At 63.5% G+C, this 15,563-nt stretch carries 12 protein-coding genes; 6 read left to right on the top strand and 6 right to left on the bottom strand.

From position 1 onward, the window contains the following. Positions 1-170: 170 nt before the first annotated feature. Together ylqF and I6L32_RS20100 are read left to right on the top strand one after the other, a co-directional pair. The gene (ylqF, locus tag I6L32_RS20105; RefSeq protein WP_210599815.1) at positions 171-1,121 is read left to right on the top strand and encodes a ribosome biogenesis GTPase YlqF; all 951 of its coding nucleotides are present in this window, start codon (positions 171-173) and stop codon (positions 1,119-1,121) included. Between the two features lie 301 nt (positions 1,122-1,422). Then, positions 1,423-2,571: an MFS transporter gene (locus I6L32_RS20100; protein ID WP_111896756.1), complete on the top strand. Its 1,149-nt coding sequence runs from the start codon at positions 1,423-1,425 to the stop codon at positions 2,569-2,571. Between the two features lie 89 nt (positions 2,572-2,660). Here the strand turns inward: I6L32_RS20100 and I6L32_RS20095 are convergent, their stop codons facing one another. The 3 genes from I6L32_RS20095 to dinG all read right to left on the bottom strand — a co-directional run bounded on the left by I6L32_RS20095 (position 2,661) and on the right by dinG (position 6,573). Then, a complete protein-coding gene (locus tag I6L32_RS20095; protein WP_111896755.1) occupies positions 2,661-3,557 on the bottom strand; it encodes a histone deacetylase in 897 nt (298 codons plus the stop codon). 70 nt (positions 3,558-3,627) lie between these two features. Next, positions 3,628-4,287 carry a DUF2057 domain-containing protein gene (locus tag I6L32_RS20090; RefSeq protein ID WP_039040268.1) on the bottom strand — a complete coding sequence of 220 codons (660 nt, stop codon included), beginning with the start codon at positions 4,285-4,287 and terminating at the stop codon, positions 3,628-3,630. Positions 4,288-4,500: 213 nt separating this feature from the next. Beyond that, the gene (dinG, locus tag I6L32_RS20085; RefSeq protein ID WP_043153863.1) at positions 4,501-6,573 is read right to left on the bottom strand and encodes an ATP-dependent DNA helicase DinG; all 2,073 of its coding nucleotides are present in this window, start codon (positions 6,571-6,573) and stop codon (positions 4,501-4,503) included. A 382-nt stretch (positions 6,574-6,955) separates the two neighbouring features. Between dinG and I6L32_RS20080 the strand changes: the two genes are divergently transcribed. The 3 genes from I6L32_RS20080 to I6L32_RS20070 all read left to right on the top strand — a co-directional run bounded on the left by I6L32_RS20080 (position 6,956) and on the right by I6L32_RS20070 (position 10,515). Next, entirely contained in the window at positions 6,956-8,029 is a 1,074-nt protein-coding gene (locus I6L32_RS20080) for a porin (RefSeq protein ID WP_113070051.1), read from the top strand. A gap of 218 nt (positions 8,030-8,247) precedes the next feature. Next, positions 8,248-9,189, top strand: a complete 942-nt coding sequence (locus I6L32_RS20075; RefSeq protein ID WP_162726181.1) for a hypothetical protein — start codon at positions 8,248-8,250, stop codon at positions 9,187-9,189. A gap of 135 nt (positions 9,190-9,324) precedes the next feature. Beyond that, positions 9,325-10,515 (top strand): amino acid aminotransferase, encoded by a 1,191-nt coding sequence (locus I6L32_RS20070; protein ID WP_111896752.1) that lies wholly within the window; start codon positions 9,325-9,327, stop codon positions 10,513-10,515. 79 nt (positions 10,516-10,594) lie between these two features. Here I6L32_RS20070 and I6L32_RS20065 read toward each other — a convergent pair whose 3' ends face one another. The 3 genes from I6L32_RS20065 to I6L32_RS20055 all read right to left on the bottom strand — a co-directional run bounded on the left by I6L32_RS20065 (position 10,595) and on the right by I6L32_RS20055 (position 13,222). Continuing rightward, positions 10,595-12,100 (bottom strand): helicase HerA-like domain-containing protein, encoded by a 1,506-nt coding sequence (locus I6L32_RS20065; protein WP_010675239.1) that lies wholly within the window; start codon positions 12,098-12,100, stop codon positions 10,595-10,597. A gap of 115 nt (positions 12,101-12,215) precedes the next feature. Further along, entirely contained in the window at positions 12,216-12,710 is a 495-nt protein-coding gene (locus I6L32_RS20060; RefSeq protein WP_210599814.1) for a DUF2062 domain-containing protein, read from the bottom strand. Then, a complete protein-coding gene (locus I6L32_RS20055; RefSeq protein WP_010675237.1) occupies positions 12,704-13,222 on the bottom strand; it encodes a DUF2062 domain-containing protein in 519 nt (172 codons plus the stop codon). Before I6L32_RS20055 ends, I6L32_RS20060 begins: the two co-directional genes overlap by 7 nt. A gap of 115 nt (positions 13,223-13,337) precedes the next feature. Between I6L32_RS20055 and I6L32_RS20050 the strand changes: the two genes are divergently transcribed. Continuing rightward, positions 13,338-15,479, top strand: coding sequence for a DNA internalization-related competence protein ComEC/Rec2 (locus I6L32_RS20050; RefSeq protein ID WP_246875487.1), 2,142 nt, complete (start codon positions 13,338-13,340; stop codon positions 15,477-15,479). Positions 15,480-15,563 lie beyond the last annotated feature (84 nt).

The following is a 15,563-nucleotide window of genomic DNA, read 5'->3' as shown; positions in this document are numbered from 1 at the left end:
CACCCGGGTGACAACACCCGGCCAGAATAGCCTGTCAAATCGGGGCCGCAGCAGGTAAAATGCGCCCCCTTGCGATGAGTGCCAGCGGTCTGGCGCATCACCACGCACCCGCAACCCCGAGCGCCCGCAGCCCCGAGAGGGGACCGCATGCCAATGAGAGAGTAACGGATATGTCCATCAACTGGTTCCCCGGCCACATGCACAAGGCCCGCAAAGAGATTGCAGAGGTCATGCCCCAGGTCGATGTCATCATCGAGATGCTCGACGCCCGCATCCCCTTCTCCAGCGAGAACCCCCTGGTGCCGGAGCTGCGCGGGGAGACGCCGGTGATCAAGGTGCTCAACAAGGCAGACCTTGCCGACCCCGAGATCACCGCGCTGTGGGTGGCCCACATGGAGCAGGAGAAGGGGATCAAGGCTCTGCCCCTGACCCAGCAGGAGCCTACGATGATCAAGCAACTGCTGACCCTGTGCCACGAGATGCTGCCGGAGCGCAACTTCGAGCTGCGCGGGGTGCGCGCCATGATCATGGGCATCCCCAACGTGGGCAAGTCCACCCTGATCAACACCCTGGCGGGGCGCATCATCGCCAAGACCGGCAACGAGGCGGGGGTGACCAAGTCCCAGCAGCGGATCAAGCTCGACAACCACGTCATCCTGACGGACACCCCTGGCTTCCTGTGGCCCAAGCTCAACCCGCCCTCCTGCGGTTATCGACTGGCGATCACGGCGGCCATCAAGGATACCGTCTTCGATTACGCCGACATCGCCATGTTTGCCGCCGACTACTTCATCAAGGCCTATCCGGAGCGCATCAAGGCACGCTACCAGCTGAGCGAGCTGCCGGAGACCGAGATCGAGCTGCTGGATCTCATTGCCCGTCAGCGCGGCTTCATGCGCAAGGGGGGGCTTGCGGATCTGCACAAGGCCTCGGAAATCCTGGTCAATGAATTCCGGTCCGGCATGCTGGGGCGGATCTCCCTGGAGACGCCAGAGATGGTGAGCGTCGAGATAGTGGAAGCCGAGGCCGAGGCTGAGCAGAAAGCCAGGGAGAAGGCGAAGCGGGAAGAGGAGCGCCAGGCCCGGGCTCGTCGCAAGTACGCCAAGAAGCGCCAGCGCTGACCGGCGTTGTGCACGATAGGTTGTGCTTGATAACAAGAAGAGGCGGCCCTGGGTCGCCTCTTCTGGTCATGGCGCTCTGGCGTGAGGGAGGCACAGGGGCGATATTCAACCGCCCGCTTCTCCTTATCATGACCAACGTGCCGGCCAATCAAGGGGATGAGGCTCCCGTCAGGGGAGGGCCGTGCCGCGTTGCCATCACGGTGGGCAGAAAAACCTTGCGACCCGGCCTCAGTGCCGATTGACAAAGGCACAGGCGGTGGCATGATGCGCTCGCATTTTGCCTCTCCCCACGGTTCTATCCATGACCACATACTCCCGCCCGGTGCTGCTCCTGCTCTGTGGCCTGCTGTTGCTGACCCTGGCCATCGCGGTATTGAATACCCTGGTGCCGCTCTGGCTCGCCCATGAGCATCTGCCCACCTGGCAGGTCGGCATGGTCGGCTCCTCCTATTTCACCGGCAACCTGCTGGGAACCCTGCTGGCGGGCAGACTCATCGCCCGCTGCGGCTTCAATCGCAGTTACTACCTGGCCAGTGCGCTCTTTGCCGCAGGCTGCGTCGGGCTCGGCATTACCCTGGCGTTCTGGAGCTGGCTCGCCTGGCGATTCATCGCCGGGGTCGGCTGCGCCATGATCTGGGTGGTGGTGGAGAGCGCGCTGATGTGCAGCGGCAACGCCCGCAATCGGGGTCGCCTGCTGGCTGCCTACATGATGGTCTATTACGTGGGCACTGTGCTTGGGCAACTGCTGGTGAGCAAGGTGCCGACGTCGCTGATGGCGGTGCTGCCCTGGCTGACCGCCCTGGTGTTGGCGGCCATGCTGCCGCTCTTGTTCACCCGCATCGCCAGTCCGTCAGGGAACCACCAGGCCAGGACTCCGGTCTGGCCGATGCTGCGCATGCGTCAGGCGCGTCTGGGGGTGAACGGCTGCATCCTCTCCGGCATCGTGCTGGGGGTGCTTTATGGTCTGATGCCGCTCTATCTGAACCACCAGGGGGTGAGCGACGGGGCCATCGGCTACTGGATGGCGGTGATGGTGAGCGCAGGCATCCTGGGGCAATGGCCGGTGGGGCGTCTGGCTGATCGTTTCGGGCGCCTGCCGGTGCTGCGGGTACAGGTGCTGGTGGTGATCCTGGGGGCCATGGCGATGCTCGGCAACGCGGCCATGGGACCGACGCTGTTCATTCTGGGGGCCGCGGGCTTCACGCTCTACCCGGTGGCCATGGCCTGGGCCTGCGAGAAGGTGGAGCAGCATCAACTGGTGGCCATGAACCAGGCGCTGCTGCTGAGCTACACCATCGGCAGCCTGCTCGGGCCCACCCTGACGGCGCTCCTGATGCAGCACTACTCGGATCATTTGCTGTTCATGGTGATTGCCGGGGTCTCCCTGGTCTATCTGCTGATGCTGCTGCGCAAGATGGGCGAGCACCCGACGCCAATGGCCCATGCCTGAGGGCAGACGGCGTCATCATCCCTGTGCACTGATATAGAAGAGGCGACCCAAGGGTCGCCTCTTTTTCGTCATGGGCCGGGTGGTGCCGCTCAACCAAACCGGTGCCTTGCTACTTCAAAGAGCGAGAGGTGCAGCGGGATCAACTGCTGCCAGTCTCGCCGGTAACCCCCTCCCGGTACGGCGGTGATGGGCAGCCCGTGGCGAAGCGCAGAGTCAAAGACCATGGCATCGCGCTGGCGCACGCCGGAGTCGCTCAGGGAGAGGTAGCCTAGCTCGTCGTCCCGGTGCACATCCACCCCGGCCTGATAGAGGATGAAGTCAGGGGCGTAGAGGCGATGAGCCAGGGCGAGGGCCTGGTCCAGGGTCTCGAGATAGGCGTCGTCCTCCATGCCGCTTGGCAGGGGAAAGTCCAGATGGGAGGCTGGCTTGTGGCGGGGGAAGTTGTGTTCCCCGTGCAGGGAGAGGGTGATGATGTCACGGCTGCCCGTGCACAGGGCGGCGCTGCCATCTCCCTGATGGACATCGAGATCCACGATCAGTACCCGCTCGCAGAGTCCCTCGTCCAGGCAGGTTCGCGCTGCGATCACAAGGTCGTTGAAGAGGCAGAAGCCGCTGCCAAATCCCCGGTGTGCGTGGTGGTAGCCACCGGAGATCTGCAGTCCGCAGCCCTGCGCAAGGGCGTGGCGGCTGGCGGCCAGGGTGGCGCCGACCGAGTGCATGGTACGTTCTATCAGCAGGGGAGACCAGGGAAAGCCGAGCCGGCGAATGGCCCCTTCATCGAGGGTGCCGGCGAGGGCGGCCTGTACATAGGCCGCATCGTGCACCTTCTCTATCTGCTCACGGCTGGCAGGGGTGGCCTGTGCCAGCGGATAGTCGAGGGCGACGAGGCGTTCAAACAGCGCCTGGTACTTGGCCAGGGGGAAGCGGTGACGCTCGGGCAGTGTCAGGGCGGAGTAGTGGGGGTGATAGAAGATGCGCAGTGACATGAAGCATCGGCCATGAACGGGTATGAAAAAGGGGAGCCAGGCTCCCCTCGATGCAGGCGTGCGATGCGCCTTACTGCTGCTGGATCACCCAGATCTGGAAGGCTTTGCGGGTCTCCGCATCGGCCTTGTTGTACCAGCTCTGCAGCTGGGTCAGGGCTTCCGGGTTGCTCATGGCCTTGCTCGGGGCCACTTCCACCGGTGCGCTGGCGGCAGCCATCACGGCGGCGGTGGAGACGGAAACGGTCTTGGGCTGGTTGAAGGCCTTGCCCATCTTCAGCAGCTCCTGCTGATAGTCACGGGTCAGCTGGAAGCCACCCACGGTCGGCATGACGAACTGCTCGGATTTCAGGACCTGGCCGGTGGATTTGTCTTTCAGAACGACGTTCTGTTCCTTGACGAAACGCTTGGCTTCTTCTTCCTTGCGGGGCTTCTTGAAGTCGAGGAAGAGTTGCTGGTTGTCGGCGGCGGTGAAGTTGATCACCAGGGGCTCGGCGGTGACCAGCTTGGTTTCACTGCGGCTGGAGTAGTTGCCCTCGAAGGCGACCACGACCTGGTGCCTGCCGGGCTCCAGGGAGAAGACGGTGGCTTTGTCGAGCAGCTGGGGGTTGACGGGTTCGCCATCGAGCAGCTGGATGACATAGGGATTCGTAATTTCCAGTTGGCTAGCGGCCAGGGCGCTACCTGCCCACAACAGACCAGCCAGGGCCGGTACCAGAACAGTCAGTTTCATTTCATCTCCTTGAACAGTCAGGCAATTGCCCACTGAAAAATAGGGGGTCATTTTTACAGGTTTGCCCCACAGCGGCAATAGCCGTTTATGGCGCCTTCCGGTGTGCGGGGTGTGGATCCCGCTGCCCCGAGTCCTGCGGGCAGCGTGCTCTTCTATCTTCCTGCCCCCTCCTGACATGAGAGACAGGGGATCGCATGGCGGGCGTCAGCCGTGTCACTCGATGCGTCGGGTGAAGGGGGGGAGGGCGTCCAGCAGCCCCTTGCCGTAGCGCTTGGTCAGCAGGCGCCGGTCCAGGATGGTGACCCGCCCCCGATCCGCCTCTTTTCGGATGAGGCGGCCACAGGCCTGGATGAGCTTGCGCGACGCCTCCGGCACCGTCAGTTGCAGGAAGGGGTTGCCGCCGCGCTGCTCTATCCACTCAGCGGTCGCCTCTTCCACGGGGGAGTTGGGCACCGCGAAGGGGAGCTTGGTGATCACCAGGTTGGTGAGGTAGTGGCCGGGCAGATCCAGCCCTTCCGAGAAGCTGCCGGTGCCAAAGAGGATGCTGGCCTGGCCGCCGTCGCACTTTTGTTTGTGCAGGAGGAGCAGGGCGCTGCGGGACGCTTCCCCCTGTACCAGGAGCGACATCCCCTTGGCCCGCAGCCCCACCGCCACCTCGTTCATCTGGCGATAGGAGGAGAAGAGCACCAGGCTGGCCTCCTTGCCTGCCAGCAGACGGGGCAGGGTATCGATCAACTCCTGGGTGAAGGCGGGGGCACTGGGCTCATGGGCCATCTTGGGCAGATAGAGTTCGGCCTTGTGGTAGTCGAAGGGGGAGCGCAGCCGCAGATAGCGGGTGCCGTCATGCTCCTTGAGCCCCACCTGGTGGCGAAAATAACTGAAGGAGGAGAGGGCGGTGAGGGTCGCCGACACCAGCACGGCCCCGAGACAGCGGGACCAGAGCCACTCCTCCAGCAGATACCCCACCTCGATGGGGGAGGCGTGCAACCAGATGTCCCCGTCCTCGCTTCTGGCCATCCAGCGGGCGAGGGGGGTCTTGCCGGTGGGAACATGGCGGCTCAGCATCTCCCAGAGGGCGCAGAAGCTCTCGAGCCGCTGCAGGTGAAAACCGCTCTCCGCCAGCAGAGGCTCGGCCTCCTTGCGACGGATGTCGCCATCCTTGAGCGCCTCGCCGATGGCCCCCTGCATTCTGTCCAGCGCCCTCAGTGCCTTCTTGCTCGCCTCCTTGAGGTTTTCCGCCAGCATGGGCAGGGGATCCGGCAGTACCCCATCGGCGAATCTGTGGTGGGGCTCGCCGCCAAAGAGGTGATCATTGCTGGCGAGCCACTGCTCGAGTGCCTTGAGATCCGGCTGGAGAGAGGCCAGGGCATCCTGCAGTTTGAGCTGGGGGTCGAGCAGGCTCTCCTTGTTCAGCGTCCTGGCCAGCTTGCCCGCGCTTTGCACCAGCTTTTCCAGCCAGCGGCGGGATCCCTTGATGCTGGCGCTGGCGGCGCCGTGATCCCGGGCGATGGTGGGCAGGTGGTGGGCTTCGTCCAGCACATAGATGCACTCGTCCGGCGGCGGTAATATGATGCCGCCCCCCATGGTGAGGTCGGAGAGCAGCAGGGCGTGGTTGACCACCAGCACGTCTGCCGCGTCCATGTCGTTGCGGGCCCGATGGAAGGGGCAGTGCTGATGGTGGCTCAGGGCCTTGTTGCAGGTGTGACGGTCGGCGGCGATGCGATCCCAGCAAGGGTCCGGAATGGGTTTGGGCCAGTTGTCCCGATCCCCGTCCCACTTGCCTTCTGTGTAGGCCTGCCACAGCCCCTGGTAGCACGCTTTGTCAGCGTCCGATGGCTTGTGTTTGCTCAATGCGCCGAAGTCGAGTTCGAAATTGGCCATCTCGCTGCCGTTTGCCGCCTGCTCCAGCAGGTGCTCGCAGCAGTAGCGCTGGCGCCCCTTGACCAGCATGAAACGAAACGGCAGCTCGCTGTGACGGTGATAAAAGGGAAGATCCTTGTGGATGAGCTGCTCCTGCAGGGCCACGGTGGCGGTGGAGATCACCAGCTTCTTCTGGGTCAGCCGTGCCACTGGTATGGCCCCCTGGGCATAAGAGAGGGACTTGCCGATGCCGGTGCCAGCCTCGGCCACCAGGATGCGGCGACTCCTGTCATATTCTCCCGTCAGGGTCTTGGCGATTTCGGCAACCAGGAAATTCTGCTCCTTGCGCGGCACAAAACCGGGTAAACCATCGGCAATCTGGCGATAGGTATTGCGGATGGTGGCTTTGAGGCGAGTCGATAGCATAAAGAAGGTGTGGCCGTGTCGGTGTGGATGGCAACAGGATACCCGCAACAGGCGGCCCGGGTCGAGGCAGGGGAGAAGCAGTCGGGTCAGCCCCGGCTTTGCACATATGTTATGAGGGAACAGGGGGTTGCAATAAACCACCAAAAAAGAGGGATTCAGGCAGAGAGTATCGCTGTAAACGTTTTCCCTGATGGGGCAAACATTGTGAGATTCAGCTCACAAATTTTTCCCTGTGACTATGGTTTTCATAAAAAGTTCCAAGTTTTTTCATTGCGGATTCGAAAACCCGGTGATAGTCTCGGCGCCATAGTGATGCAAAGAACATCGCTAACACAGGGAATAACAAGGACTTAGTGTTTAATTACAGTAGGCATTGGAAACTATGAAAAAGACAATTCTGGCTATTGCTATCCCGGCTCTGTTTGCATCCGCAGCTAACGCTGCCGTCATCTATGACAAAGACGGTACCACCTTCGACATCTACGGTCGTGTACATGCCCAGTACTTCGGCGAGTACGACTCCTACGATGCAGACGCAGATTCTTACTCCAAGAATGATGGTGAGCTGACCACCTATGCCCGTCTGGGCTGGTCCGGTAAAATGGCTCTGAATGACACCTGGTCTGGCGTTGCCAAAACTGAGTGGCAACTGGCCTCCGAAAACTCCTATGACAGCGACAAGCGTGAGCTGAAGGTTCGTCACATCTATGCTGGCTTCGATGGTTCCCAGTATGGCCAGTTCCTGTTTGGTCAGACAGAAACTGCTTTCTACAATGCAACCGTCGCCAAGACCGATATCTTCAACGACTACGGTGACATGGCCAACGTCTATGATGGTCGTCAAGAAGGTCAGGCTATCTATAACGGTCAGTGGAACGGTTTTGGCCTGAAAGGTGGCTACATCACCAACAACGGCAGCTATGATGCGAACTACGCTGGCTGGTCTGGTGTTGAAGGTAAAATGGACCACGGCTACACCCTGGGCGCAACCTATGACTTCGACTTTGGTCTGGGTCTGGCCGCAGGTTACGAGTCCAAGAGCTTCGAAGATGCCTCCAGCCTCACCATCACTTCCGAAAACGGTACTTTCAGTCGCGCTGATCTGACCGACAAGAATGACTGGGCTGTTGCCGCAAGCTACACCTATCAGGGTTTCTACTTCGCTGCCCTGTATAACGAATCCACCTACAAGTTCGACGGCTTCAACGATGCCAAGGCGCGTGGCTACGAGCTGGCTGCTTCCTACAACGTAGACGCCTGGACCTTCCTGGCTGGCTACAACTTCGCTGAAGCGAAAGTGGAAGGTGTAACTTCTTACGAAGACACCGTAGATTTCACCTCCATGGGTGTTGAATACGCCTTCAACTCCAAGCTGAAAGCTTACACCGAATACAAAATCCAAGGCCTGAGTCAGCAAGATGACGAGTGGACTGTTGGTATGCAATACAACTTCTAATCAAGGCTCCCTCTCATAGGGAATCGTGAAAGAGTTGATGAAACGGCCAAGCTTGCTTGGCCGTTTTGTTTTATCTGCCTTTCACCTCTTTCGCTTCCTTTCGACGTCCGGTGCTGCGCCAGGTCACGTTGTCTCTTTTCCGCCCTTGGCTCCTTCGTCGTAAATCGCTAGATTATTCAATTCGTTGAAGGATGGTTTGCCGACAGGGAAGGATGTCTTTGATCGATTTCACCCACCCCGAGTGGCGCGCGCTGGCACAGCAGTTGCTGAGCGGCAGCCCCCAGGCTGTTCGCGGTCGTCAATGGCAGCCGCTCATCGGCATGCTTCGGGACAACCAGTTGCTGCTGGCCCTTGGCAATCACCACTATGAGCTCACCCCTGCCGGGCACCGCTATCTGACTCGGGAGCTGATGCTGGCGAAGATGGCCAGTGCCCCGCCGGAACCCGAGGAGTGGCTGCAATCCCACGGTTGGCAACTGGGGGAGAGGGTCAACGAGCGGGTGCTGGCGGCCCTGTATCGCAAGGGGGAGGGTCATTTCAGCCCCATCGAGCAGATCGACTTCGAAGACAAGGGGATCCGGCTTTGCAGTGATCTGCCCCTTCGTCTGCGGGCCACACGGCCGTTCAGCCTGTTTCTCAGCGGCGGCACCCTGCTGGATGCCGCCCCCTGGCTCCAGACCCTGGGGGAGGTGGCGCTGCCAGCCCGCACCCTGGCGCAGCTTGGCAAGATCCTCTGGGGAGAGGGGGAGATACAGCGGGTGATCACGACCGATGCCGTCGGCGCCTTCGCCGAGTTGCCACTGCCCGCCGACGCCCTGCTGGTCTGGTATCCCGCCGAGGATCCCGGCACGCTGGAGCCCCTGATCGCCGCCTTGCCGCCCCAGACCCTCTGGAGCCACCTCACAGCCCTGGATCCGGCCGGGGTCGACAGAGTACTGGCATTGGCCCAGCGGTTGGGGAGACCGGCGAGCTGGTGGCTGCCCCGGGATCTGGTGCCCATCAAGGCGGCCTACGGGGCTCCCCTGGGGGATGGTCGGCCCTGGGAGCCGAGCCGTATCCCCCGTGCGCTGCTGGCACAGTGCAATGATCTGGTGGAGTCGAATCGGGGTCTGTCGGTCGAGGTGTGTGCCCTGGCACCGGATTGGCACGGGATTGGTTGAGGCGGCGCAGAGAAAGCGGTTTTCCCCTATGGAAGGCAGTGGTATAAAGAGCTGACGAAGCGCTCCCTGGACGGGCGCTTTTGTTTGCCAACCTACTTTGCCAGCCAACGAACTCAACGGACTACAGGGAATACCATGTTTGAAAAGGTTGTTGCCGCCCCAGCGGATCCGATCCTGGGCCTGACCGAAGCCTTCCGTGCCGACACTCGCAGCCACAAGATCAATCTGGGGGTCGGTATCTACAAGGATGAGACCGGTGCCACTCCTATCCTTCACTGCGTCAAGCAAGCCGAGCAGAAGCTCTTGACCGACGAGAAGACCAAGAACTACCTCGGTATCGAAGGCAATATCGAATACGGCCGCATCGTGCAGCAACTGCTGTTCGGCCGTGATGCCGCCCTGGTGACCAGCGGCCGCGCCAAGACGGCGCAGGCGCCGGGCGGTACCGGTGCCCTGCGCATCGCCGCCGAGTTCGTGGTACGCAACAATCTCGCCAAGACCATCTGGATCTCCGATCCCACCTGGGCGAACCACGTCAGCGTGTTCCAGGCGGCCGGTTTGACCGTCAAGTGGTACAAGTACTACGACGCCGCCACCAAGGGACTCGACTTCGCCGCCATGCAGGCCTCCCTGTCTGACGCGCAGGCGGGGGATCTGGTGCTGCTGCACGGCTGCTGCCACAACCCGACCGGTATCGACCCGACCACCGAGCAGTGGCGCGCCCTGGCCAGGCAGAGTGCCGCCGCCGGCTGGCTGCCGCTCTTTGACTTTGCCTATCAGGGCTTTGCCCGTGGTATCGAAGAGGATGCCGAAGGCCTTCGCATCTTCGCCGAGTGCCACGACGAGCTGCTGGTGGCGAGCTCCTTCTCCAAGAACTTCGGCCTCTACAACGAGCGGGTCGGGGCCTTCACCCTGGTCTGCGCGACCAAGGCGGTGGCCGACGTCGCCTTCACCCAGGTGAAGACCGTCATTCGTGCCAACTACTCCAACCCGCCGTCACACGGCGCCGCCGTTGTCACCACCGTGGTGAGCGACCCGACCCTCTATGCGGAGTGGGTGGAAGAAGTGGCCGCCATGCGGGTGCGCATTCGCGAGATGCGCGAGCTGCTGGTGGAGAAGCTGGCCGAGCGGGGGGTGAACCAGGATTTCAGCTTCATCCGCGAACAGAACGGCATGTTCTCCTTCTCCGGTCTCTCCAAGGATCAGGTGGAGCGCCTCAAGAGCGAATTCGCCATCTATATCGTCGGCTCCGGCCGGATCAGCGTGGCAGGCATCACCCGCGCCAACATTGATCCCCTCTGCGACGCCATCGCCAAGGTGTTGTAAGAGAGACGCATCTGCGCCAAGCGCCTTGCTTCAGCCATAAAAAGCCCGCCGACACGGCGGGCTTTTTCATTTTCCGGCATCAGCGGCGCCGCTTGCTGCTCCCCAGCAGGGAGCCGAGCACCCCGCGCATCAGCTGGCGTCCCACCTCGTTGCCGAGGGTGCGGGCCACGCTCTTGGCGGCGGTCTGCACCACCCCGTCATGCTGGCCACCACGGGGGCCGGTGCGACCGAACAGGATGCCATTCAAGGCATCCAGCAGACCGCCGCCCTGGTCGGTCTGTGGGGAAGCGGTCTCGTCATCGGCGGCGGGCGATGCCTCCTGAAGCCGCTCGAACGCGGACTCCCTGTCCTCCTGGGTGTCGTATCTGCCGTAGAGCAATGAGCCCTGAATAAGCGCCTGGCGCTCGGCCGCGCTCAGGGGGCCGATGCGGCTGGCCGGGGGCGCGATGAAGGCGCGCTCCACCACGCTGGGCCGCCCCTTCTCGTCGAGCAGGGAGATGAGCGCTTCCCCGACCCCCAGTTCAGTGATGGCTCCGGCGGCGTCGAAGGCAGGGTTGGCCCGCAGGGTGTTGGCGGCGATGCGTACCGCCTTCTGATCGCTCGGAGTGAAGGCGCGCAGGGCGTGCTGCACCCGGTTGCCAAGCTGCCCCAGCACGCTGTCGGGGATGTCGGCCGGACTCTGGGTCACGAAATAGACGCCCACCCCCTTGGAGCGGATGAGGCGCACCACCAGCTCAATTTTCTCCAGCAGTGCCCTGGGCGCATCCTTGAACAGCAGGTGGGCCTCGTCGAAGAAGAACACCAGCACGGGCTTTTCCGGATCCCCTATCTCGGGCAACTGTTCGAACAGCTCGGAGAGCAGCCAGAGCAGGAAGCAGGCATAGAGGCGGCTGGACTGGGTGAGCTTGCCGGCGGCCAGCACATTGATATGGCCGTGGCCTGCCCCGTCAGTCTGCATCAGATCCTGGATGTCCAGCATGGGCTCGCCGAAGAAGTGATTGCCGCCCGCGCTCTCCAGGGTGAGGAGGTTGCGCAGGATGGCGCCGATGGAGGCGGTCGACACATTGCCGTAGCGGGTGGTGAGGGTCTTGGCGTGCTCCCCCGCAAACTGCACCATGGCCCGCAGGTCTTTCAGATCGAGCAGCAGCAACCCCTCGTCGTCCGCCACCTTGAACACCAGCTCCAGCACCCCGCTCTGGGTGTCGTTGAGGCCGAGCAGGCGTGCAAGCAACAGAGGCCCCATGTCGGAGACGGTGGCCCGCACCGGGTGGCCCTCTTCGGCGAAGAGATCCCAGAACAGGGTGGGGCTGGCGGCAAAGTCGGGTGCCTGAAGGCCGAGCTGGGCCAGACGGGCATCCAGCTTGGCAGAGGGGGTGCCGGCGGCGCCCAGGCCGCTCAGATCCCCCTTCACGTCGGCAAGAAAGACCGGCACGCCGAGGCGGGAAAACCCCTCCGCCAGCACCTGCAGGGTGACTGTCTTGCCGGTGCCGGTGGCCCCGGTGATGAGGCCGTGGCGATTGGCCATGGCGGGGAGCAGGGAGAGGGGGTTGCCATTGGCATGGGCCAGCGTGAGCGGTTCGGCCATGGTGGGCTCCTTGTTTCGAATGGGGGTCGAAAAACAACGGGTTACAAGGAGTGTGGTGGCAGAGGCAGACGATGGCAAGGCACGCCGCCCGAGACAAGGACGGCGTGCTGGCAACCTAGCGGGGGCGGGTCAGTTTGCCCAGTTGCAACAGCAGCAGGGTGAGCAAGGCGCCAGCGGCAGCGCTCAGCACCGCCAGCAGCAGGCTGCCGAGCAGGAAGGGGGGCACCAGGATAGCCGCTTCCTGCTCCAGCCAGTGCAGGGACCAGGTGAGATGGAAGGGGGCTGGCGTCTCGTTCAGCACCAGGCAACCGGTACGATAGGCGTAGAGGTACATGAAGGGGAGCGTCAGCGGGTTGTTGAACCAGACCGCCAAGAGGGCCAGCGGCAGGTTGAAGCTGAACGCCAGCACCAGGGCGACGGCCACCAGGGAGTGCATGGGCATGGGGACCCAGCTGGCGAACAGCCCGGCCGCCACGGCGCCACAGAGGGCCCGCGTTCCCCCTTGCCAGAGGGCGGGTGTCATCAGTCGCTCGCCAAAGAGGGCGAACCACTTCTGTTGGCGCAGGGTATCGGGGTCAATCTTGAAGCGGGCCAACCAGCGGTTCAGCATGGGCGCGCCACCTTGCGTTTTTGCCACTGGCGCACCGTGCTCAGGCGCCAGCCCGCGCGAACCAGGACATAGCCGACGAGGGCGCTCAGCAGGGCAAGCACCAGGGAGCCCAGCAAGAGCGGCGGGGCCACCGTCTCGAACACCGACACCAGCCAGGCCCAGGTGAAGGTGATCTCGATGTGCTGGGAGGGTTGCCCCAGCAACTGGCAGCCCACCAGATAGGCGCCATAAAACAGCGGTGGCATGGTCAGGGGGTTGGAGAGCCAGACCAGGGCCACCGAGAGGGGCAGGTTGACCCGGCAGGCGATGGCGCCGCCAGCGGCCAGCAGCATCTGGCAGGGGAGGGGCACCCAGGCCATGAAGAGGCCGACCGCACAGGCACCGGCGGCGGAGCGCCGGTTGAGATGCCAGAGGTTGGCATCCAGCAGCAGCTTGCCAAAGAGTCGCAAGTGCTTGTGTTCCTTGAGGGTCGCCGGGTCGGGTAGCCAGCGCTGTATGATTCGTTTGGGCATGTTCTGAACCTTGCTAAATACTTGCTCCATGGATCTGCGTCTGTTGTCGTTTGCCCTGGGGGCAAGCTCCTCACTGCTTTGGCCATGGCTGCCTTCATGGGAATGGGGTGGCCTGATGCTGCTGCTCGCGCTCCCCCTCGCCGGTGGTCGTTGCTGGCGGCTGCTGTTTCTGCTGCTCGGCATCCTCTGGATGCAGGTGAATTTGCACTACCGGCTTGCCTGGCTGGATCAGCTTGGCAAAAAAACGAGCCACATCATAACCGCACACGTGCAAAGTACGGAGTCTTCGGGAGAGAAAGAGGGGGATAAATTTGCGCGCCTGCTGCTGCGCCTCGACACCCTGGACGATCGCCCCCTCATCGTGCCACCCCTGGTGCGGGTCAATGCCTATCAGGTGTTGCCGCCGTTGCCTGCCGGCAGCCGCGTCACCCTGGTGACCTCTCTCAAGCCGGCCCATGGCCTGGCCAACGAAGCGGGGATGGATGGGCGGCGCCTGCTCCTTGGCAAGGGAATCACCGCCACCGGCAACCTGCGTCGGGTCATCGCCCTGGATGCCGTGCCCCCGGGTGTGCGCGATCGCTGGCTGGCGGCGGCGAGTCGCGCCTGGGAGGGGATGGCGCAGGCCCCCCTGCTGGCGGCCCTCACCTTCGGGGAACAGGGAGGGATCACGGATGCCCAGTGGGAACTCTTTCGCGGCAGCGGCCTGACCCACATCATCGCCATCTCGGGCCAGCATATCGCTCTGGTAGCGGTGCTCGGCTGGTGGCTCGGGCGGCTGTTCGGGCTGCGCGGGGCTATCTGCGTGTCACTCCTGTTTGCGGCCACCTACAGCTGGCTGGCGGGGTTTGCGGTGGCCACCGAGCGTGCCCTCATCATGGTGCTGGTGTGGAGCCTGCTGCGCTGGCTAAAGCGGGACTGGCCGAGCCACCGGATCTGGCTGTGGGCCTTTGTGGTGCTGACATTGTGGGACCCTTTTGCCCTCTATTCGGCGGGGTTCTGGCTCTCTTTTCTGGCGGTGGCCCTGCTGTTGCTGGCGAGCCTGCTGCACGATCGCCCCGGCCTGGTGCGGCTGCAACTTCTGCTGCTGCTCGGATTGCTGCCCCTGCAACTGCTGCTGTTCGAGGGGATGGCGCCCCTGGCGTTTCTGCTCAATCTGCTGGCACTGCCGCTGTTCTGCCTTGTCATCATTCCCCTGGCGCTCATCGGCGTGCTGGTGGCGCCCCTCTCCACGTTGCTGGCCCACGACCTGCTCTGGGTCTCCGCCTTCGGTCTGGAGTGGGTGCTGTGGGGGCTCACGCAGCTGGGGGATCGCCTGCAGCTCTGGTGGCCGGTGCCCGGCTGGCTGATGCCCGCCAGCGCCCTGCTGATCCTGCTGTGGACGGGATGGCACCTGCCGGGAGGGCGCGCCCTGGGGGGGCCGGTGGCGGCGGCCCTGCTGCTCGCCCTCTGGCCTGCTCCCGTTTCCTGGCAGGTGCGGGTGCTGGACGTGGGGCAGGGGCTCTCGGTGCTCGTCACCCGGGGGGATCGGGCCATCCTGTTTGATACCGGGGATCGCTACCCCGGGGGCTACAACATGGCGGATGCGGCCATCCTGCCCCTGCTCAACCGGCTCGGCATCCGGGTGATCGACACCCTGATCATCAGCCACAGAGACAGGGATCACGCGGGCAACCGGCAGGCTCTGCTGCAGAGCATGGCGGTGCGCCGGGAGCTCTCCTCCTTTCCCTTTACACCGGCTACCCAGGCCTGCCGCCGAGGTCAGCAGTGGCATTGGCAGGGACTGGATGTGCGGGTGCTCTGGCCCCTGGCAGCCGGGGCGGGGCGCAACAACGACAGTTGCGTGGTGCAGCTGGACGACGGGCGTCATCGGCTGCTGCTGAGCGGTGACATCGAGCGGCAGGCGGAGCGCCGCCTGCTGGCACTGGCGCTGGAGGAGGGTGAGGGCGCGGGGCTGGCCAGCACCCTGCTGGTGAGCCCGCATCATGGCAGTCGCACCTCCTCCACGGCCCCCTTCGTGGCGGCGGTGCAACCTGCCTTCGTGGTGCACAGCGCAGGCTTCATGAACCAGTGGGGCTTTCCCCGCCCCGAGGTGGTGGCGCGATACCAGGGGGCGCGGCAGTGGGTCACGGGGGAGGCGGGCGCCATCCTGATCGAGCCGGGGGACGCGGGCCTCAGGATCCGGGCCGAGCGGGAGCAGGGGCCCTGGTACAGGCGTGGCGGCCCCTGGTGGCAGTCGCAGGTATGGGGAAGGGAGTGAGGATCCAATGAGCCAGCCCGGCAAGGGGCGGCCTTCATTTGTGACCCGGGTTGTAGCCATCGCGCCAGCGGCGCTTGGTGTAGC

The sequence above is a fragment of the Aeromonas sp. FDAARGOS 1402 genome (assembly GCF_019046925.1).
GTDB classification, from domain to species: Bacteria; Pseudomonadota; Gammaproteobacteria; order Enterobacterales; family Aeromonadaceae; genus Aeromonas; species Aeromonas caviae.
Note: the sequence above shows the minus strand (reverse complement) of the source record. Positions and strands in the feature narration are given on the sequence as shown.

Excerpts from the sequence above, each read along its gene's own strand:
- dinG (WP_043153863.1), bottom strand. The coding sequence starts at position 6,573 with ATGCTATCGACTCGCCTCAAAGCCACCATCCGCAATACCTATCGCCAG.
- ylqF (WP_210599815.1), top strand. The coding sequence starts at position 171 with ATGTCCATCAACTGGTTCCCCGGCCACATGCACAAGGCCCGCAAAGAG.
- I6L32_RS20080 (WP_113070051.1), top strand. The coding sequence starts at position 6,956 with ATGAAAAAGACAATTCTGGCTATTGCTATCCCGGCTCTGTTTGCATCC.
- I6L32_RS20065 (WP_010675239.1), bottom strand. The coding sequence starts at position 12,100 with ATGGCCGAACCGCTCACGCTGGCCCATGCCAATGGCAACCCCCTCTCC.
- I6L32_RS20050 (WP_246875487.1), top strand. The coding sequence starts at position 13,338 with ATGCTGCTGCTCGCGCTCCCCCTCGCCGGTGGTCGTTGCTGGCGGCTG.
- I6L32_RS20060 (WP_210599814.1), bottom strand. The coding sequence starts at position 12,710 with ATGCTGAACCGCTGGTTGGCCCGCTTCAAGATTGACCCCGATACCCTG.
- I6L32_RS20090 (WP_039040268.1), bottom strand. The coding sequence starts at position 4,287 with ATGAAACTGACTGTTCTGGTACCGGCCCTGGCTGGTCTGTTGTGGGCA.
- I6L32_RS20100 (WP_111896756.1), top strand. The coding sequence starts at position 1,423 with ATGACCACATACTCCCGCCCGGTGCTGCTCCTGCTCTGTGGCCTGCTG.
- I6L32_RS20095 (WP_111896755.1), bottom strand. The coding sequence starts at position 3,557 with ATGTCACTGCGCATCTTCTATCACCCCCACTACTCCGCCCTGACACTG.
- I6L32_RS20070 (WP_111896752.1), top strand. The coding sequence starts at position 9,325 with ATGTTTGAAAAGGTTGTTGCCGCCCCAGCGGATCCGATCCTGGGCCTG.
- I6L32_RS20055 (WP_010675237.1), bottom strand. The coding sequence starts at position 13,222 with ATGCCCAAACGAATCATACAGCGCTGGCTACCCGACCCGGCGACCCTC.